The organism is Pseudonocardia oceani, from assembly GCF_019263585.2.
GTDB classification, from domain to species: Bacteria; Actinomycetota; Actinomycetes; order Mycobacteriales; family Pseudonocardiaceae; genus Pseudonocardia; species Pseudonocardia oceani.
On record NZ_JADQDF010000001.1, the window covers coordinates 1,464,076 to 1,483,402 of the forward strand.

Genomic DNA, 19,327 nt, shown 5'->3' on the forward strand with positions numbered 1-19,327 from the left:
GCCGACCGACGCCTGATCACGCGGATCGACGGTCACCCCGTCGTCACGGGATCCGCCCGGTCGATCCCCGGCGCCGGGCCCGTCACGCCCGAAGGAGCTCCTGTGCCCGACGTCCCGCTCGACTCGACCTCCGAGCGCACGAGATCGGGGGTTCTGGCGACGGTTCGCACTCACGCGACCGCGATCGCCATCGGTCTCGTCGCCGGCGCGGTCGTCGGCTACGTCGGCTCCCAGTTCCTGCCCACCGAGTACACGGCCACCTCGACGATCTTCTTCGAGGCCAACGGCCCGTTCAGCCCGGACCAGGGTGGCGGCGGTGACGACGCCGTGCGGTTCGTCGCCAACCAGGCGGCGCTCGTGCTCACCACCGACGTGCTGCAACCCGCGGCCGACGCCGTGGCCGTCCCCATCGATGACGTCCGCGAGAGCGTCACCGCGGTGGCCGGCACCGACACCAGCGACGTCACGATCACCGCGGTCGCGCCCGCCGCCGAGCAGGCGCAGGCGATCGCCGACGCCGTCGCGAACTCCTACCGGACGGTCGCGGGCCAGCGGGTCACCGCCGAGGCCGACGCCGCCGTCGCCGCGGTCACCGACGCCCCGGGCGGCGCCGCGGCCGCGGCCGCCGCCGACGGAGCCACCGCGAGCGCGATCCGGCTGCGCGCCGCCGCCTACGGCGACGGCGTCTCCGCGATCGAGCCGGCGATCCTGCCCGAGACCGCCTCGGCCCCGCTGCCCCTGCAGAACGCCCTGATCGGCGGCCTGATCGGGCTGTTCCTGGTCACCGGCGTCAATCTGCTGCGCGACCAGCGCAAGGCCGGCACCGCCTCGGTCGCCGACCTCGACCTCATGCTCGGCGCGCCGCTGCTCTCCCGCTACCCGGCGCCCGGCTCGCGGGCGATCTCCGACCTGGTCAACGCCGACTCCAACTCCGACCGCTTCCGCGCGGCCAACGACGTGCTCACCGCGATCGACGTGCGCCTCGAGGGAATCCGGCGCCCGAGCGTGCTGTTCCTGAGCTGGCAGAACCACCTCTCCACCACCGCGCTCACCGTGTCGGTGTCGCTGGCCGCCGCCCGCGAGGGCCGCCCGGTCGTGCTCGTCGACGGCGGCGGCAAGGAGCGGGGCATCTCCTCGCTCACCGACGTCAGCCCCGGTCGTGGCCTGGAGGGCCTGGCCAACCTGGCCACCCCGATCAGCGCCTCGCTGCGCACGTGGCGCGTCGCGAAGGCCGAGCTCGGCGTCGTCCCGCTCAGCGACTGGTCCCCCACGCCCACGAGCGCCGCGGCCCGTCCGCAGGTGCTGCGCGCGGCGATGGAGCGGCTGCGCGAGAGCTCGGTGCTCAACCTCGTCGACGGCCCGCCGCTGACCGAGCGCTCGCTGGGCCTCGCGCTCGGCCGCGGCGTCGACGGCGTGGTGCTCGTCCTCGACGAGGACACCTCCGTCGACGACGCCCAGGAGATGGGCCGCCGCATCGGCATCGCCGGGATCTCCGCCATCGGGTACGTGCTGGTGCGCGCCCCGCGCCGCCGCCTGCGCGAGAGCGACCGCTCCGGCGGGCGCGGCGAGAGCGCCTACGAGAGCGACATGGTCGTCGAGGAGGACCGCGCGCGTGCCTGAGCGGCCGGGCGGCGACGGGGCGTTCCAGGGCGGCGGGTCGTTCGACGACTCGCGCACCCGGCTGCTGCCCGTCGTCGCACCCCGCGCCGGCTACGCCCCGCCTCGGCGCCTCGGCGCCCCGCCCCCGCAGCCGCGGCGCATCGCCCGGCTCGCCGAGCGCGTGCCGCTCGCGTCGGTCTACCTGCTGATCGTCACCATCACGCTGTTCCAGCGGTTCGTCGTGCCGGGCACCGTGGTGTCGGTCGCGCTGCCGGTCGCGTTCGTCGTGCTGGTCGGCCTGGCCGCGCGGGGGCAGCTCAAGGCCGACGTCACCCGCGTCGCGCTCTACCTGGCGGCGGTCGCGGCCAGCCTGCTGTGCACCGTGGTGGTGTCGGCGGGCTCGGGTCCCGCGCCCTCGTTCACGTCGCTGCTGCTGCTGCTCGTCCTCTACATCCCGCTGTGCTTCCGGGTGAAGGACCGCCTGCGCGACCAGTTCCCGCGGGTCCTGGAGTTCTACCAGCGGATCATGCTCGTGGGCGCGGTGTTCTGCGTCCTGCAGACGGCGATCCAGCTCGCGGGAGTGGGCTACGAGGACCTGTTCGACACCTACCTGCCTCCGACGCTGATCTTCACCGAGTACAACACGACCTACCCGATCTACTACGGGTCGCCGATCCTCAAGGCCAACGGCTTCGTCTTCCTCGAGCCCAGCTTCGCGTCCCAGTTCCTGGCGATCGCGTTCATCGTGCAGCTCATGCTCGACGGGAAGCGCTGGGGCCGCCTCGCGCTGTTCGGCGCGGCGCTGCTCGCCACGGTGTCCGGCACCGGCATCGCGCTGCTCGGCGTCGGCCTGGTCGTCCTCGCCATCCGCCGCGGCGGCCGGTGGACGGCCCGCGCGATCACCGCCACGTTCGTCGTCGCGGTGGCCGTCAGCCTGACCCCGGTCGGCGCCCTGCTCGCCGAGCGCACCGGGGAGAGCTCGACGTCGGGCTCCAGCGGCAACGCGCGCTTCGTGGCGCCCTACGTCGTCATCGCCGACGCGATCGGCCGCGACGAGAGCGTGTTCCTGGTCGGGCGCGGGGCCGGCACCGTCGACTCCGACGTCGGCTTCTTCAACCCGCAGGGCCTGCTCGTCAACTACCCGGCGCTGCCGAAGTTCATCGGCGAGTACGGCGTGCCGACGGCGCTGGTGTTCCTCGCGTTCATCCTGACGGTGCTGCTGCGCAACGTCCCGTCCCCCACGCTGGGGCTGATGGCCGCCACGGTCTACTTCGTGCTGTCCGGGAGCCTGCTGCAACCGCAGACGGTGTACCTGTGCTGGCTGCTGACGGGCCTGTTCGCCGCGGCCCGGGCGGGTGAGGTCGCGGGCAGGCGCGTGCGCCTGAGCTCGGCGGTCGAGCCGCCGCAGTGGCGCAGCCCCGCTCCCCCGCCCCAGGCGCACGCCCGGCCCGTGCCCGGCCCGCGCCTGGCCGCCTTCGACAACGCGCCCGACCGGACGATGGCGGTGCCCCTCGTGCGGCGCCCCGCGCAGCACGCCGGACCCCCTCCTCCCACCAACGGCCACCGCCCCACTCACCAGCGGTAGCCCCCTCATCCGGACGAGTGCCGGGTGCGGGCCCGGACGGGCGCGATGAGAGAGTGTCCGGGTCGATGCACGCGCGCCGGAACCCGACGAACCGGCACGAACCACGCGCTGCTCGATCCGAGCCGGTTCCACGGCAGGTACGGACGGAGGTGGCGGTCCCGGTGAGCGCCACCGCGAACGGAGCGACATGACGACGGCCACGAGCCGCCCCCTGCGGGTCCTGCACCGGTCCTACGGCGGGGACAACGCGAAGCCACGCCCGGAGTACTACAGCAAGCTGCTGGCGCTGGCCGCGCTGCTGCGCGCGGCCGACGCGCTGGACGTCGCCCCGGAGCTCGTGTTCATCAACGACGGGCACATGCCCGACGAGCGGCTGCGCGTGATGGAGCGCTTCGGCGAGATCGTGCCGGTCCGCAGGGGCGGCAGCGACGCCAACTCCTACCGCGAGATGCTCGCCGACGAGAACGCCCGCACCGGCGAGCCCGACGACCTGCTCTGGCTCGCCGAGGACGACTACCTCTACGTGCCCGACGCCCTGCGCCAGCTCGTCGCCGGTGCGGCCGCACTGCCCGGCGCCGACTACTTCACGCTCTACGGCTCGCGCGCGATCGACGTCGAGCGCAGCGGGCGCCACGCCATCATCCGTCCGGAACCGGCCGCCGAGGGCACCGGGCAGTACGTCGAGGTCGGCGACGTGGCGTGGTACCGGGCCGCGTCCACGACCAGCACGTTCGGCATCACGCGACGCGCCCTGTCCGATGACGTGCGGCTGCTGCGCCACTTCGCCCTCACCGGCGGCGCCTGGGACAGCGCGACCTGCAAGGCGATCCAGGGCTTCGCGCCCTTCTCCGGGCAGCGCCTGCGCCGCGACTTCCTCCCCTTCGGCGAGGTGCCGCCCGCCCGGTGGCCCAAGTCGATCGTGCGCGGCGCGCTGCGCGTGGCGTCGATCCCGGTGTCGATGCGCCGCCCGCAGCGGCGCCGCGCCCTCCTGGGCAGCGACCCCGAGCTGATCCTGCACATGGAGGCGCCGGACGATCCGCCGCGCCGGCTCAGCGCCCGCACCCAGAAGATCGACTGGGCGGCGGTCGCGGCGGAGACCGCGGAGTGGGCCAACGACCACGGGATCCCCGTCGTCATCCCGTCCGGGAGGCCCCGTGGCTGAGCACGCACCCGTCCCGTTCCTGCGCCCGCAGCTGCCCCCGCTCACCGAGGTGCAGCGCTACTTCACCCTCGCCGAACAGGCCCGCTTCTACTCCAACGGCGGCCCGTGCGAGCGACTGCTGCGCGAGCGCCTGTCCGACTACCTCGACGGCGCCACCTGCATCCCGGTGAACAACGCCACGAGCGGGATCATGGTCGCCGTGCTCGGGGCCGTGCACCACGCCGGCACCCGCGGCCGCGGCCTGGTGATCACGCCGTCGTACACGTTCGTCGCCACCGCAGGGTCGGTCGAGGCGCTGGGCTACCGCCCGCTGTTCGTCGACGTCGACCCCGACGGCTGGCAGATCGACCCCGACGCCCTGGAGCGCGCCCTGGCCGAGCACGGCGACGACGTCGCCGCGGTGCTCGCCACCCACACCTTCGGCACTCCCCCGCCCGCCGGGCTGGAGGACCGCTGGAGGGCCCTGTGCGCGACGCACGGCGTCCCGCTCGTCGTCGACACGGCGGCCGCTTTCGGCGCCGTCGACGAGGCCGGGGCCCGCACCGGCACCCGCACCGGCACCCACGTGTTCTCCTTCCACGCCACGAAGCCGTTCGGCGTGGGCGAGGCCGGGATGGTCGCCACCCGCGACCCCGAGCTGGCCCGCCTGTTCGACGGCATCCGGCAGTTCGGCTTCGCCGAGGGCCGTGTCGCCTCGCTACCCGGGATCAACGCGAAGATGGACGAGCTGCACGCGGCCACCGCGCTGACGGTGCTCGACGGCTACGCCGACGTCCTCGCCGCCCGCCGCTCCACCGCCGGGTTCTACCGGCAGCACCTCGAGCCCGCGGGCTTCCGCTTCCAGACCGGCTCGCCCGGTGGCACGTGGCAGGCCGGCTACCTGCAGGCCCCCGACCCCGCCGCCCGCGACGCCCTGCTGGTGGCCGGTCGCGAGGCGCAGGTCGGGATCACGGCGTACTACGAGCGCCCCCTGCACCACCACCCCGCCTACGCCCACGGCCTGCGGGAGAACGCCCTGCCGGTGTCGGAGGCCCTGTCGACCTGCGCCCTGGCGCTGCCGATGGCCAACGACCTCACCGAGGTCGAGCGGGCGCGGGTGGTGGACGTGGTGCTGGCGACGGTCGGCGCCCCGGCCTGACGCTCCGCCCTCCGCCCTCCGCCCTCCGCCCCGAGGTTCAGGAAAGCCACGTTCACGCCCTCACAGGGCAGGAACGTGGCTTTCCTGACGCCGGGCCGTGGCCGGGGGGCCCGGGCCAGCCGCCGCTCAGCCGCCCCAGAGGCTCCGGTACACCTCCGCCGACTGCGGGTTGGCCCCGTCGTCGAGCGTGGTGGAGAAGGCCGACTCGTTGAAGTACGTCTCGTACTCCATGACGTCGGCGCCGGCCAGGAACGTCTCGTGCATCTTCTCCATGTACAGCGGGTTGTCGCCGATGCCGGAGCTGATCACGCCCCACTCCGTGACCCCGACGCCCTTGCCGTGCGCCCGGGCGAAGTCGATGACCGAGCACAGGCCCTCGCTGGCGCGGCACTGCTCGTCGAACTCGGCGGCGCTGGTGGAGGTCGGGTAGTGGTCGTAGGGGTCGATGCCGACGACGTCGACGACGTCGTCGCCCGGGTAGGACTTCCAGGCGTCGCCGTCGGAGGTCTGGGAACCGTGGGCGTTCATGTTCCATTCGAACCGCGCGTCCGGGGCGGTGGTGCGGACGGCCTGCACGACCTGGCGGTAGCACTGCTTCCACGCCGTGACGTCGGTGGCGCTCCACTCGAACCAGTCGCCGTTGAACTCCCAGGCGAGGCGCGTGTAGGCGTCGGTGCGGCCGGCGTCCGCCAGCGCGCTGCCGTAGTTGGCCCAGTGCGAGTCGTAGGCGCCGCCGGCGCACTCCGACAGGCTGCCGCCCGAGCCCTCCGGCCAGAACGGCTGGGAGATGACGATGGCGTGCGGGGAGTCGGCCCAGGCGGACAGGATCCAGCTCGCGGACTCGACCTCCTCCCACGACGAGCGGTCGGTGAAGCCGTGCACGACGTCGATCGGGCGGCCGCGGAAGCTCTCCCAGCGGTCGACCTCGCTCTGCGTGCCGATGACCAGCCCGGAGCGCCACGGCAGGCCGCCGGGGGCGTTGCCGGCGACGCGGCGGCGGGTCGTGCCCGTGGCGGCCTGCTCCCCGGAACCCTCCGACGCGGCCTCCCCCGACCCCGAACCCGAACCCGACCCCGGTTCCTCGGTGGCCGGACCCGTGGCCTCGGGCTCCGCGCTGGGCGCGCTGTCGACGGCGGCGGGCGCGGCGAGCACCGGCGGCAGGTCGGGTGTGGGCGGGATCAGCGAGAGCAGGTCGGGCTGCGCGATCTCCGGGGGCACCGTGAGCTGGTCGACGACGTACACGCCCGCGCACACCGCCGCGACCGCCATGACGACGCCCACCGGGAGCCACCGGCCACCGAACCCGCGCCGCGGCACCGGCGCGGCGGACCGGCGGTGCCTCGGCTCGATCGGGGGTGCCTCGGGAGCGCGCATCTGTGACCTCGTGGTGGTTCGCGCCGGGCGGAGCGGGGGAGCGCACCCGGCAGGGCAGGACCGGGGGCGAACCTATCACCCGAAAGCGTGACGATCCGGATCACTCGGCCACCCACCGGCGTCTGCGCCGAGCGTGCGGGGAGCGTCGACGAAAGGATGGGCCGTCCGCAGTACGGTCCCCCGGTGTTCGCCCGCCGCATCACCGTCGTCGGGGCCGCTACGTCGGCCTCACCACCGGGGCCTGCCTCGCCGCGCTCGGGCACTGGGTCACGTGCGCCGACGCGGACGCGGCGCTGGTCGCACGCCTGCGCGCCGGCGAGGAGGCCCTGCGCGAGCCCGACCTCCCCGCCCTCGTCGACGAGGGGCTGAGCGCGGGGCGGCTCTCGCTCGTGGCGGGTGCGGCGGCGGCGCTGTCGACCCCGCGCGGCGCCGCCGAGGTCGTGATCCTCTGCGTCCCGACGCCGGTCGGCGCGGGCGGCGTCGCCGACCTCACCGCGCTGCAGGCCGCCGTCGAGGAGATCGGGCCGCACCTGGCGCCGGGCTGCGTGCTCGTCGTGAAGTCGACGGTGCCGGTGGGCACCGCGCCGCGTGTCCGCGAGCTCCTGGGCCGCGACGACGTGCCGGTCGTGAGCAACCCGGAGTTCCTGCGCGAGGGCACCGCGGTGCACGACTTCCGCCACCCCGACCGGATCGTCGTCGGCTCCGACTCCCAGGACGCGGCGGAGCGCGTGGCCGCCCTGTACTCGCGGCTGGGCGCCCCGACGGTGCTGACCGACGCGGCGAGCGCCGAGCTCGTCAAGTACGCCGCGAACGCGTTCCTGGCGCTCAAGCTCAGCTACGTCAACGCGCTGGCGGAGCTGTGCGAGCGCGTCGGGGCCGACGTCGGCGACGTCACCGAGGGCATCGGCCACGACAAGCGCATCGGCCAGGCGTTCCTGTCCCCCGGCCCGGGCTGGGGCGGCGCCACGCTGCCCAAGGACACGCAGGCGCTGCTGGAGGCGGCCGACGCGGCCGACTTCGAGTTCCGGATCGTCCGCGCCGCGATCGACACCAACACCCGCCAGCGCCGTCGCATGGTCGACAAGGTGCGCCTGGCCGTCACCGGCAGCCGCACCGGCTCGCTGTCGCGCTGCCGGATCGGGCTGCTCGGGCTGACGTTCAAGGCGGGCACCGACGACCTGCGCGACTCCCCCGCGCTAGCCGTGGCCGCGCTGCTGCGCCAGGCCGGGGCCGAGCTCGTCGCCCACGACCCGGCCGTGGCGCCCGGCCGCACCGACCCGGAGCTCGCCGGGATCGAGGTCGTGGCCACGGCCGAGGCGGCGGCGCGGGACGTCGAGGCGCTCGTCGTGCTCACCGAGTGGCCGCAGTTCCGGACACTGGACTGGCCGGCGCTGGCCGGGCTGACCGTGCGCCCGGTCGTCGTCGACACGCGCAACCTGCTCGACCCGGACGTCCTGCGCCGGGCCGGCTTCACCTGCCACCCCCTCGGGCGGCGGGTGCGGACGACCTGAGTCAGTAGGCCCCGTCGCCGCGGAGCACGGCGCCGACGGTCTTCCACAGGATGAGCGCGTCGAGGGCGAGCGACCAGTTCTCGACGTAGCGCAGGTCGAGGCGGATCGACTCGTCCCACGAGAGGTCGCTGCGGCCGCTGACCTGCCACAGCCCGGTGAGGCCGGGGCGCACGTGCAGGCGGCGGTGGGTCTCGGTGGAGTAGCCCTCGACCTCGGCCGGCAGCGGCGGGCGCGGACCGACCAGCGACATCGAGCCGCCGAGCACGTTGAACAGCTGCGGGAGCTCGTCGAGGGAGTAGCGGCGCAGCCACTGCCCGACCGCGGTGACCCGGGGGTCGCGGCGCATCTTGAACAGCGGGCCGGCGCCCTCGTTCATCGTGACGAGGTCGGCGCGCAGCTTCTCCGCGTCGACGACCATCGAGCGGAACTTGACCATCCGGAACGTCTCGCCGTGGCGACCGACACGGATCTGGCGGAAGAACACCGGGCCGCCGTCGAGCTTGACGGCCACGGCCACCCCGGCGAGCAGCGGCAGCAGCAGGAGCAGCAGCAGGACCGCGCAGAAGCGGTCGAAGCAACCCTTCATGACCTTCGCGATGCCGCTGAAGCGCGGCTCGGTGAGGCGCAGCAGCGGCAGGCCGTCGACCGGCTTGACGTGCAGCCGCGGACCGGCGACCTCGAGCAGGCCCGGGTCGACGACGATCTCGGCCTGCGAGTTCTCGAACTCCCACGACAGCCGCTGCAGCCGCCGCGGCGACCAGTCGGGCGTGGGCGTGACGGCCACGACGCGGTAGTGCCCGGCGTCGACGACGCGGTGCAGCGCCTCCAGATCGCCGACGACCGGGACGCCCGCGATGGTGGTGTCACCGTCGAGGCCGTAGCCGCTGGCCGTGCACGCGCCGGCGACCTGCCAGCCGAAGTGGGGGTTGTCGCGCGTGCGGACCACGAGCTCCGCGATCGACTGCGGCGTGCCGACCGCGAGCACGCGGTGCATGCACTGCCCGGTGAAGCGGCGGCGGTGCAGCGCGCGGCGCATGACGTAGCGGGTGGCGGCGATGGCGAGGCCGATCACCGGGATGAAGAGGAAGGCCCACGGCCGCACCGAGCTGAGCTCGAAGGCGAGGCCGAACAGGCCGAGCAGCACGAGGCTGGTGATGGTCCCGCGCAGGACCGAGCTGAACTCCTCGGAGCCCTGGCCGAGCGTCCGCGGCTCCCAGGCGCGCCAGACCCACAGGCAGATGAGCGTGAGCAGACCGGCGATGCCGGCGAGGCCCCAGGCGTTCGGCACGGCCGGGACGCCCAGGTGCGCGGAGCTGATCCATCCCCCCAGGAGCGTGCCCGCTCCCACGACCAGCACGTCCGCCAGCACCACGAGAGCCGTGTAGCGGCCCTCCCACGACGTGCGCGGAGCCTCCACGGCCGGGTGGCCGTGCTCGCTCCCCAGGTCGCCGCGCACTCGGCGCTGCTCCCCGATGACCGGCAATGGACCGGTCCCGACCTCGCTGCTCAACACATCCTCCTCGCAGTGATCCGCATCGTCGCGTGCGAACTCCGGCGCGCCGGTACGGCCCCTGAAAAGTCCCCCACCTACTCAACGCAGGAGGTGGCGCACTGTTACGTGACCTGGGTCACACTTATGCGCCGGTTTTCCGGCTCTGCGTGCAGATCCGCAGGTCGAGGCGACACGCCGCCCTCGACCTGATTCCCACTCCGTCGGAGGGGGTGATCACCCGATCGGGGTGCTCCGGCGGTGACACTCCGGATCTTGTGGACGCTTCGTCACCACTCGGGCACGCACGGACGCAGGACAGCACTCACGCGCTGTACCCCGCAACCGGGTTCCCAGTCCCCTACTTCCGCACGCGGCGCGCAGGGAGGGATGGGTCTCAGTCGCGTGGGGCGGGGCGGCCGGGGCGGACGCACCCGGCGCGGGGGTCACGGCGAGGAACGGCCGAGCGGGGCTGGGGGACGATCGCGGCGACGGTCCCGGCGGTGGCGCCGGCCCGGGGAGGGGCGGGCACGGACGCCGGCGCGGAGGACAGTGCGCCGGGGTGCAGCGGGACCGACGGCGCGGAGCGCACGGTGCCGGACCTCAGGATCACTCCTCCGAGGAGGACCGCGACGACCCATGCGCACACGATCCACAGGGTTCCGAGGCCCATCACCCAGCCGAGCACCGCCATGTCCGCTCCTGACACCCGCGACGGCCACGTTCGTGACCGCGCGTCAGCATGCCGTCGGGAACGCGTGAGGTTGCCTCGCTCTCGCCGACCGGTCCGATCGACGCGCCGATCGGGCGAGGAGAGGGGACGTACGGCGCGTGCCGGCGGCGGACGGGTGTCGGCCGGCGGCGGACCGCCGACCGAACCTGCGCTGGCGGTGCCGCCCATCCGTCAGGCGGCGGCGGTCAGCCACGGCTCCCAGGACGGCAGCGGCTCGACGGCGAGCACGAGCACGCCCCCCGCCGCCCGGTTGGGCGGGCGGGGCACGAAAGGCAGGGACCAGCCCAGCTCGTCGAGCATCCGGTCGGCCTTCTTGGAGTTGCAGGCCTTGCAGGCGGCGACGCAGTTGTCCCAGGAGTGGGCGCCCCCGCGGCTGCGCGGGACGACGTGGTCGATGGTGTCGGCGCGCTTGGCGCAGTAGGCGCAGCGGCGGAGGTCGCGGCGCAGGACGCCTGCTCGGGTCATCGGCACGGCGCGGCGGTAGGGCACGCGCACGTACCGGGACAGCCGCATGACCGACGGAGCGGGGAGCGTGAGGTTCTCGGAGTGGAAGGCGCCGCCGACGGCGGTTTCGACGCACTCGGCCTTGCCGGAGAGCATGAGTACCACGGCGCGCTTGGCGGTGACGACCGCCAGTGGCTCGAACGTGGCGTTGAGGAGCAGTACCCGGGACCCCGTCGGGATCACGCCCGGGACTGGCGCGATCCCCGGCAACTCCCCTGGATCGGGGTCGGTACCGGTGGGGTCCGGTTGTCGATGCTTCACGCGACCACCTCCCTGGCGAATCAGACCATAGAGGGGGTGGGTTGCGTAAGTGTGATATCAGGGCGACATCTTCGACCGTGCTCGCTCGAGACGAAGCGCTCTGCTCGACGGCCGGCAGCACCGTCAGACCGCTCCGAGCGCCCCCACCACGTCCGCCACCAGGTCCTCGGGGTCCTCGCACCCCGCCGAGAACCGGAGCAGGCCCGGGGCCACGTCGTCGCCCCACCGCGCCCGCCGGTCGGCCGTGCTGCGCAGGCCGCCGAAGCTGGTGGCCGAGCCGACCAGCCGGCTCGCCCCGAGGAACCGGCCCACCGCCTGCTGCGACTCCAGCGTGAACCGCAGCACCCCGTTCCACCGGCGCATCTGGCGGGCGGCGACGGCGTGGGCGGGGTCGCCCGCGTGCCCCGGCCACCGGACGTCGGTGACGGCAGGGTGCCCGAGCAGCGCCTCGACCACGGCGCGGGCGTTGCCGGCCTGGCGCTCCAGGCGCAGGTCGAGCGTGCCGAGCCCGCGGTGGGCGAGCCAGGCCTCCATCGGCCCGGGCACCGCGCCGCCGCGCGAGCGGGCCTCGCGCAACGAGGCGGCGAGCCCGGCGTCGCGGGTGCTGACGTGGCCCAGCACGACGTCGCCGTGCCCGGCCAGCGCCTTGGTGTCGCTGGCGACGACCAGGTCGGCGCCGAGGTCGAGCGGGCGCTGGCCCAGCGGCGTCGCCGTGGTGTTGTCGACGGCGAGCAGCGCCCCGACCGCGTGCGCGGCGGCCGCGGCGGCCGCGATGTCGGCGACGTCGAGCCCGGGGTTGGAGGGCGTCTCCACGAGCACGAGCGCGGCGCCGGCCAGCCCGTCGAAGGGGCCGGTGGTCGGCACCTCCCGCACCGGAACGCCGAGCGGGGCCAGCTCGCCGTGGGCCAGCGCGCGGGCGAGGTAGTAGCCGTCCGAGGGCAGGACCAGCGCGCCGTCGCGGCCGGTGAGCCGCAGGACGGCTCCGATCGCGGCCATGCCGGAGGCGAACAGGACGCACTCGCCGCCGTCGAGGTCGCCGATCGCCGACTCGAGCGCCCGCCACGTCGGGTTGCCCGCCCGGCCGTAGAAGTCGGTGGGCAGGGGCTCGTCGGCACCGAGGTCGAACGTGGACGACAGCACCGGTCCGGGGTGCAGGGGCTCCCCCGGTGCGCCGGGGTGGTGCCCGCCGTGCACGCACCGCGTCCCGTCGCCGCTCACGCCCCGCACCCTACGGTCGTGAGTGGCAACCGGTGCCCTGGCACCGGTCGCCACTCACGGGTCACTCCGGACGCGGCGCCCGGCTGATCAGCTCCTTGCCCATCTCCGCCGCCGACAGGCCCTCGTGGCACACCCGGCGCACGGCGTCGGCGATCGGCAGCTCGACGCCGTGGCGCAGCCCGAGGTCGCAGATCGACGTGCACGACTTCACGCCCTCCGCGACCTGCCCGTGGTTGGCCTCCTCGGCCTGCGCGAGCGACTCCCCGCGCCCCAGCCGCTCCCCGAACGTCCGGTTGCGCGACAGCGGCGAGGAGCAGGTGGCGACGAGGTCGCCCAGCCCGGCGAGCCCGGCGAACGTGAGCGGGTCGGCCCCCAGCGCGACGCCGAGGCGCGCGGTCTCGGCCAGCCCGCGCGTGATCAGCGACGCGCGGGTGTTGTCGCCGAAGCCCATGCCCGCCGCCATGCCCGTGGCCAGCGCGATCACGTTCTTGCCGGCCCCACCGACCTCGCACCCCACGACGTCGGTGTTGGTGTAGGCGCGGAAGTAACCGGTGGTGCAGGCGTGCTGCAGGGCGACGGCGCGGTCGTGGTCGGCGCACGCGATGACGGTGGCCGTCGGCTCCTCGGCGGCGATCTCGCGCGCCAGGTTCGGACCCGACACCACGGCCACCTGGTCGGGCGTGACGCCCGCGACCTCCACGACCACCTCGCTCATCCGCTTGAGCGTGCCCAGCTCCACGCCCTTCGCCAGGCTGACGAGCGTGGCGCCGGGAGGCAGCAGGTGGCGCCAGCCGTCGAGGTTGGAGCGCAGGGTCTGCGAGGGCACGGCCAGCACCACGGCGTCGACGCCGTCGAGCGCGGCCGCGGCGTTCGTCGTGGCCGACAGCAGCCCGGGCAGCTCGACGCCGGGCAGGTAGTCGGGGTTGGTGTGCCGCTGGTTCACCGCCGCCGCCACCTCGGGCCGGCGCGCCCACAACCGGACCTCGCGCCCGGAGTCGGCCAGCACCTTGGCGAACGCGGTGCCCCAGGAGCCGCCGCCCAGCACGGCGACCCGCCGGACCTGCCCGCTCACGAGGCCCTCCGGAAGAACGCGGTGGGCGCGGGTTCGCCGCGCACATCGGCGAGCAGGTCGCGGACCCGCACCATCAGCAGGTCGGTGACCTCGCGCAGCAGCGCCGCGTCGATCGGCTTCCCCCGGTACTCCGAGAGGTCGACCGGCTCGCCGCAGCGCACCACGATCGGCCCGCGCGGCAGCGGCCGGAACTTCTTGTTGTAGCCGTCGAGGACCCGGTGGGTGCCCCAGTGGACCATCGGCACGACCGGCACGTCGGCCGTCAGCGCCAGCCGTGCCACGCCGGTGCGCGCGTGCATCGGCCACGTCTGCGGGTCGCGGGTGATGGTGCCCTCGGGGTAGATGATGACGACCTTGCCCTCCTGCAGCGCCGCGGTGCCGTCGCGCAGGCTCTGCTGCGCGTCGGCCGATTCGCGGTAGACCGGGATCTGCCCGCTGCCGGCCAGCGCCTGCCCGAGCACGGGCACCTTCCACAGGCTGTGCTTGGCCAGGAACCGCGGCACGCGCCCCGAGCGCTCGACGATCAGCCCCGAGAAGATCGGGTCGAGGTGCGAGATGTGGTTGGCGACCAGCAGCGCCCCGCCCTGTGCCGGGATGTGCTCGCGGCCCTCGTAGCGGCTGCGGCCCGTGAGCCAGCCGATCGGGTAGAAGAAGACCGCGCAGAACGCGATCCAGAAGCCGCGCTTCTCACGCCTCACCCCATGCACTCCTCACGCCGGGCACCACAACCTGCCGGAAGTGTCCCCGGTGACCGGCCCGCCGGTCCACCCGACCCGATCGTGGAGATCTTTTCCCGAACCGGACGCAACCTCCCCCGGGGCGGCACGTCTCTGGTTGTGAGGACGATTTACGGCAGTACCCGGTGACGAGAAGGACAGTGATGACGGCCGCAGTGCAGACCGCCACGGTGCACCCCCTGAACAGGGTCCCCGACCTGCGCGAACCCGCGCGGGTCACCCCGACGCTGCGTCTGGTGGAGAACCCCACCCCGGCGCCGGTCGACGCCCCCCTAGCCCCCGGCCGCGCGGTGCGCGGGTTCGTCGGGGTCGCGAAGGTCGTGGTCGACGTCACGGCCACCTCCCTGCTCCTGCTGCTCGTCGCGCCGGTGCTCCTCGTCGTCGCTCTCGCCGTGAAGCTCGACGGCGGCCCCGTGTTCTTCCTGCAGACCCGCATCGGCCGCGACGGCCGCGCGTTCCGCATGGTCAAGTTCCGCTCGATGGTCGTCGACGCCGAGAAGCACCGCGCCCTGCTCGCCGCCGACGACGAGGGCGCCGGCCCGCTGTTCAAGATGCGCCGCGACCCCCGCATCACCCGCATCGGCAGCGTCCTGCGCCGCTACTCGATCGACGAGCTGCCCCAGCTGTTCAACGTGCTCACCGGCTCGATGTCGCTGATCGGCCCGCGCCCCCCGCTCCCGCAGGAGGCCGAGACCTACACCGCCCACGAGCGCCGCCGCCTCTCGGTCCGCCCGGGCATGACCGGCCTGTGGCAGGTCAGCGGCCGCAGCGACCTCTCCTGGGACGAGTCGATCGCCCTGGACCTGCGCTACGTCGACGAGTGGAGCCTCGGCCTCGAGATGCACATCGTCGCCGGCACCGCCCGCGCCGTCCTCGGCGGCCGCGGCGCCTACTGACCCTCCCCCGGGAGTCGGGCTCCCGCTTCGCCCGTGTCGGGCTCCGTGAGCCCCCGCCCCGCAGCCTGCGACGATGGACCCCGTGGATCTGGTGGTGCCGGTCAAGCGGCTGGTCGAGGCGAAGACCCGGCTGCGCGGCGCCGCCGGAGACGATCCCGCCGCGCACGCCCGCCTCGCCCTCGCGCTGGCCCGCGACACCGTCGCCGCCGCCCGCACCGCGCGCCTCGTGCACCGGCTGCTCGTCGTCAGCTCCGACCCGGTGGTGGCCCTCGAGCTCACCGCCGCGGGCGTCGAGGTCGTCCCGGACGGTCCCGAGCCCGGCCTGAACGCCGCCTACGCCCACGGCGCCGCCCTGCTGCGGGCCCGCCGCGCCCGGGTCGCGGTCGCCGCGCTGCAGGCCGACCTCCCCGCCCTGCGCCCCGACGAGCTCGACGCCGCCCTCGCCGCCGCCGCCGGGTTCGCCCGCGCGTTCGTCGCCGACGCCGACGGCACCGGCACCGCGCTGCTCACCGCCGCGGCGGGCGTCGACCTCGACCCGCGGTTCGGCGTCGGCTCGGCGGCCGACCACGCCGCCTCAGGCGCGGTCGCGCTGGCCGGCGACTGGCCGGGCCTGCGTCGGGACGTCGACACCCCCGCCGACCTGGCCGCGGCCGGCCTGCTCGGCCTGGGGGAGCGCACGCGCTCCGTCCTCGCTCCCTGCGCGCACCCCTGACGGACGCTCCACACGGTGGCGTGACGCGCGCCGCGTTCACCTCGTGGACGCCCTCGGGATGAGACGGGAGGGACACCAGTGGGCAACAATGGCTCGTGTGGGTGCAGACGTGAACGGTTCAGCAGGGTCCGAACCGACGCCGGGGGGTCGGCGCAAGGCCCGCGACACTGCGTCGAAGCGGGCCCCGCGCCCGTCGACCCGCCGGGTGCACGCCGCCGCGCGGCCGGTGAGCGCCGGCACGGCCACCGTCGACGCCGGGCTCGAGATCCCCGACCAGCCGGGCCCGACGGCCGCGGCCACCGGGGCCCGCACCGACACCGCGGGCGCCGCGGTGCCCGTCAGCCCGCCCGCGCGCACGCCGGTGCCCGGATCGGGCCTGCCCGACGACCGGTACCTCAACCGCGAGCTGTCCTGGCTCGACTTCAACGCCCGCGTGCTGGCCCTGGCCGAGGACACCAGCCAGCCGCTGCTGGAGCGGGCCAAGTTCCTGGCGATCTTCGCGAGCAACCTCGACGAGTTCTACATGGTCCGCGTGGCCGGGCTGAAGCGCCGCGACGACACCGGCCTCGCCGTCCGCAGCGCCGACGGCCTGTCCCCCACCGCGCAGCTCACCCGCATCGCCGCACGCACGCAGGCGATCTCCGAGGCGCACGCACGGGTGTTCCTCGACCACGTCCGCCCGGAGCTCGCCGAGCAGGGCATCAACATCCTGCGCTGGAGCGACCTGTCCGACGACCAGCGCGTCCGGCTCTCGGCGTACTTCTCCGCGCAGGTCTTCCCCGTGCTGACGCCGCTGGCCGTCGACCCCGCGCACCCGTTCCCCTACATCTCCGGGCTCTCGCTCAACCTGGCCGTCACCGTCCGCGACCCCGAGGGGCGCACCGAGCGGTTCGCGCGCGTCAAGGTGCCCAACAACGTCCCGCGGCTGGTGAACGTCGCCACCGAGGACGACACGATCACGTTCCTGCCGATCGAGGACCTCATCTCCGCGCACCTCGGTGACCTGTTCACCGGCATGGAGGTCGCGGAGGTGCACGCGTTCCGCGTCACGCGCAACGCCGACGTCGAGGTCGAGGAGGACCGCGACGAGGACCTGCTGCAGTCCCTCGAGCGCGAGCTCGCGCGGCGCCGCTTCGGCCCGCCGGTGCGCCTCGAGGTCACCGACACCATGAGCGAGCACGTCCTGGAGCTGCTGCTGCGCGAGCTCGACGTGCACCCCGGCGACGTCGTCACGGTCCCGGGCCTGCTCGACCTCACCGCGCTGTGGGCCGTGCACGGCGTCGACCGCCCCGACCTCAAGGACGACCCGTTCGTCCCCGCCACGCACCCGGCGTTCGCCGAGCGGGAGACCCCGCGCAGCATCTTCGCCACCCTGCGCGAGGGCGACGTGCTCGTGCACCACCCCTACGACTCGTTCTCGACGTCGGTGCAGCGCTTCATCGAGCAGGCCGCGGCCGACCCGCACGTGCTCGCGATCAAGCAGACGCTCTACCGCACCTCCGGCGACTCCCCCATCGTCGACGCGCTGGTCGACGCGGCCGCCGCCGGCAAGCAGGTCGTCGCGCTGGTGGAGATCAAGGCCAGGTTCGACGAGCAGGCCAACATCCGCTGGGCGCGCGAGCTGGAGAAGGCGGGCGTGCACGTCGTCTACGGGCTGGTGGGGCTCAAGACGCACTGCAAGACCTCGCTGGTCGTGCGGCAGGAGGGCGAGTCGATCCGCCGCTACTGCCACATCGGCACCGGCAACTACCACCCCAAGACCGCGCGGCTCTACGAGGACGTCGGCGTCCTCACCGCCGACCCGACGATCGGCGCCGACCTCACCGACCTGTTCAACTCCCTCACCGGCTACTCCCGCCAGACCTCCTACCGGTCGCTGCTCGTCGCGCCCTACGGCGTGCGGCGGGGCATCGTGCGGCGCATCGAGGACGAGATCGACGCGCACCGCTCCGGCGACGCGGGGGCGCGCGTCCGGATCAAGGTCAACTCACTCGTCGACGAGCAGGTGATCGACGCGCTGTACCGGGCCTCGCAGGCCGGGGTGCCCGTCGACGTGGTCGTGCGCGGCATCTGCGCGCTGCGCCCGGGCCGCGAGGGGCTCAGCGAGAACATCCGGGTGCGGTCGATCCTGGGCCGGTTCCTGGAGCACAGCCGGGTCTTCCACTTCGGCGCGGCCGACGAGTACTGGCTCGGCAGCGCCGACATGATGCACCGCAACCTCGACCGCCGGGTCGAGGTGCTGCTGCGCGTCGCCGACCCCGCGCTCGCCGGGCAGCTCGGCGAGATGATCGACAGCTGCATGGATGAGGCCACGCGGTGCTGGAACCTGCAGGCCGACGGGCGCTGGGATCCCTCGCCGCCGCTCGACTCCGGCATCTCCCCCGTCCGCGACCACCAGGCCGAGATGATGCTCCGCCACGCCCTGGTGGCCGAGTCGGAATGAGCACGCCGATCCTCGCGGCCGGCGCCGTCCTCTGGCGCCGCGCCGGGTCCCGCGTCGAGGTGGCGCTGGTGCACCGCCCGCGCTACGACGACTGGTCGCTGCCCAAGGGCAAGCTCGACCGCGGCGAGCCGATGCCGCACGCCGCCGTCCGCGAGACGCTGGAGGAGACCGGGTTCACCTCCCGGCTCGGCCCGCTCCTGCTCGACGTGCACTACGACGTCATCGAGGGCCCGAAGGTCGTGCGGTACTGGGCGGCGCAGGCCTGCTCGGGCGGGTTCGAGCCCAACGAGGAGACCGACGAGCTGCGGTGGTGCTCCCCCTCCGACGCCGCCGCCCTGCTGTCCTACCGCCGCGACCTCGACGTCCTGCACCGCTTCTCCGACACCGGTCCGCCCGACTCGGTGGTCGTGCTCGTCCGCCACGCCAAGGCCGGCAGCCGCAACCAGTGGGACGGCCCCGACGACGCCCGCCCGCTCTCGGGCACCGGCCGCGAGCAGGCCCGCCAGCTCGCCGTCCTGCTCCCCCTGTTCGGCCCCGACCGCCTCGCCTCCGCCCCGCCCGTCCGCTGCCGCGACACGATCGCCCCGGTCGCACAGTCCTCCGGCCTCACCGTCGCCGACGAGCCGCGCCTCGGAGAGGAGGGCTACTGGGCCGACCGCCGCGCCGGCCTCGCCCGCTTCCGCGAGATCGCCGCCCAGCCCGGCGTCAGCATGATCTGCAGCCAGGGCGGGGTGATCCCCGACGTGGTCGGGGCGCTGACGGGCCGCAACGACCCGCCCAGCCGCAAGGCCAGCACCTGGGTCCTGGGCTTCACGGCCGGGCGGTTGCGGACGTGGGACTACTACTCGCACCCCACCGCCTGACGACCGTGTAGGTACGCCATCGGTGGAATC

At 74.3% G+C, this 19,327-nt stretch carries 13 protein-coding genes and 2 pseudogenes; 9 read left to right on the forward strand and 6 right to left on the reverse strand.

Annotation, left to right across the window (positions count from 1 at the left end; all coding sequences use genetic code 11):
• The first annotated feature begins 102 nt into the window (after positions 1–102).
• The 4 genes from I4I82_RS07265 to I4I82_RS07280 all read left to right on the forward strand — a co-directional run bounded on the left by I4I82_RS07265 (position 103) and on the right by I4I82_RS07280 (position 5,484).
• The gene (locus I4I82_RS07265; RefSeq protein WP_218590464.1) at positions 103–1,620 is read left to right on the forward strand and encodes a P-loop NTPase family protein; all 1,518 of its coding nucleotides are present in this window, start codon (positions 103–105) and stop codon (positions 1,618–1,620) included.
• Positions 1,613–3,184: an O-antigen ligase family protein gene (locus I4I82_RS07270; RefSeq protein WP_218595531.1), complete on the forward strand. Its 1,572-nt coding sequence runs from the start codon at positions 1,613–1,615 to the stop codon at positions 3,182–3,184. The genes I4I82_RS07265 and I4I82_RS07270 overlap by 8 nt, the downstream gene beginning before the upstream one ends.
• Positions 3,185–3,371: 187 nt before the next feature.
• On the forward strand, positions 3,372–4,346 hold the full coding sequence (locus I4I82_RS07275; protein ID WP_218595532.1) for a hypothetical protein: 975 nt from the start codon (positions 3,372–3,374) through the stop codon (positions 4,344–4,346).
• Positions 4,339–5,484, forward strand: coding sequence for a DegT/DnrJ/EryC1/StrS family aminotransferase (locus I4I82_RS07280; protein ID WP_218595533.1), 1,146 nt, complete (start codon positions 4,339–4,341; stop codon positions 5,482–5,484). Before I4I82_RS07275 ends, I4I82_RS07280 begins: the two co-directional genes overlap by 8 nt.
• Positions 5,485–5,610: 126 nt before the next feature.
• Here I4I82_RS07280 and I4I82_RS07285 read toward each other — a convergent pair whose 3' ends face one another.
• Positions 5,611–6,858: a glycosyl hydrolase gene (locus I4I82_RS07285; protein WP_218595534.1), complete on the reverse strand. Its 1,248-nt coding sequence runs from the start codon at positions 6,856–6,858 to the stop codon at positions 5,611–5,613.
• Positions 6,859–7,041: 183 nt separating this feature from the next.
• On the opposite strand from I4I82_RS07285, the pseudogene I4I82_RS07290 reads away from it, so the two are divergent.
• Positions 7,042–8,369: pseudogene (locus I4I82_RS07290) on the forward strand (UDP-glucose dehydrogenase family protein).
• Position 8,370: 1 nt separating this feature from the next.
• Here I4I82_RS07290 and I4I82_RS07295 read toward each other — a convergent pair.
• From I4I82_RS07295 to I4I82_RS07315, 5 genes are all read right to left on the reverse strand, one after another.
• Positions 8,371–9,882, reverse strand: coding sequence for a sugar transferase (locus I4I82_RS07295; RefSeq protein ID WP_372451533.1), 1,512 nt, complete (start codon positions 9,880–9,882; stop codon positions 8,371–8,373).
• A gap of 880 nt (positions 9,883–10,762) precedes the next feature.
• On the reverse strand, positions 10,763–11,278 hold the full coding sequence (locus I4I82_RS07300) for an HNH endonuclease (RefSeq protein ID WP_308112772.1): 516 nt from the start codon (positions 11,276–11,278) through the stop codon (positions 10,763–10,765).
• A 201-nt stretch (positions 11,279–11,479) separates the two neighbouring features.
• Positions 11,480–12,574: a cystathionine gamma-lyase gene (locus I4I82_RS07305; RefSeq protein WP_218595536.1), complete on the reverse strand. Its 1,095-nt coding sequence runs from the start codon at positions 12,572–12,574 to the stop codon at positions 11,480–11,482.
• A 61-nt stretch (positions 12,575–12,635) separates the two neighbouring features.
• Positions 12,636–13,646, reverse strand: coding sequence for an NAD(P)H-dependent glycerol-3-phosphate dehydrogenase (locus I4I82_RS07310; protein ID WP_218595537.1), 1,011 nt, complete (start codon positions 13,644–13,646; stop codon positions 12,636–12,638).
• A complete protein-coding gene (locus tag I4I82_RS07315; protein ID WP_218595538.1) occupies positions 13,643–14,344 on the reverse strand; it encodes a lysophospholipid acyltransferase family protein in 702 nt (233 codons plus the stop codon). The genes I4I82_RS07310 and I4I82_RS07315 overlap by 4 nt, the downstream gene beginning before the upstream one ends.
• A 347-nt stretch (positions 14,345–14,691) precedes the next feature.
• Between I4I82_RS07315 and I4I82_RS07320 the strand changes: the two are divergent.
• The 4 genes and pseudogenes from I4I82_RS07320 to I4I82_RS07335 form a co-directional block, all read left to right on the forward strand.
• Positions 14,692–15,279: pseudogene (locus tag I4I82_RS07320) on the forward strand (sugar transferase); the annotation flags it as partial.
• Between the two features lie 73 nt (positions 15,280–15,352).
• On the forward strand, positions 15,353–15,991 hold the full coding sequence (cofC, locus tag I4I82_RS07325; protein WP_218595540.1) for a 2-phospho-L-lactate guanylyltransferase: 639 nt from the start codon (positions 15,353–15,355) through the stop codon (positions 15,989–15,991).
• Between the two features lie 88 nt (positions 15,992–16,079).
• A complete protein-coding gene (locus I4I82_RS07330) occupies positions 16,080–18,434 on the forward strand; it encodes an RNA degradosome polyphosphate kinase (RefSeq protein ID WP_372451406.1) in 2,355 nt (784 codons plus the stop codon).
• Positions 18,431–19,297, forward strand: a complete 867-nt coding sequence (locus I4I82_RS07335) for an NUDIX hydrolase (RefSeq protein WP_218595541.1) — start codon at positions 18,431–18,433, stop codon at positions 19,295–19,297. Before I4I82_RS07330 ends, I4I82_RS07335 begins: the two co-directional genes overlap by 4 nt.
• Positions 19,298–19,327 lie beyond the last annotated feature (30 nt).

Coding starts and splice junctions, on each gene's coding strand:
- I4I82_RS07275 (WP_218595532.1), top strand. CDS start 3,372: ATGACGACGGCCACGAGCCGCCCCCTGCGGGTCCTGCACCGGTCCTAC.
- I4I82_RS07285 (WP_218595534.1), bottom strand. CDS start 6,858: ATGCGCGCTCCCGAGGCACCCCCGATCGAGCCGAGGCACCGCCGGTCC.
- cofC (WP_218595540.1), top strand. CDS start 15,353: ATGGACCCCGTGGATCTGGTGGTGCCGGTCAAGCGGCTGGTCGAGGCG.
- I4I82_RS07330 (WP_372451406.1), top strand. CDS start 16,080: ATGGCTCGTGTGGGTGCAGACGTGAACGGTTCAGCAGGGTCCGAACCG.
- I4I82_RS07335 (WP_218595541.1), top strand. CDS start 18,431: ATGAGCACGCCGATCCTCGCGGCCGGCGCCGTCCTCTGGCGCCGCGCC.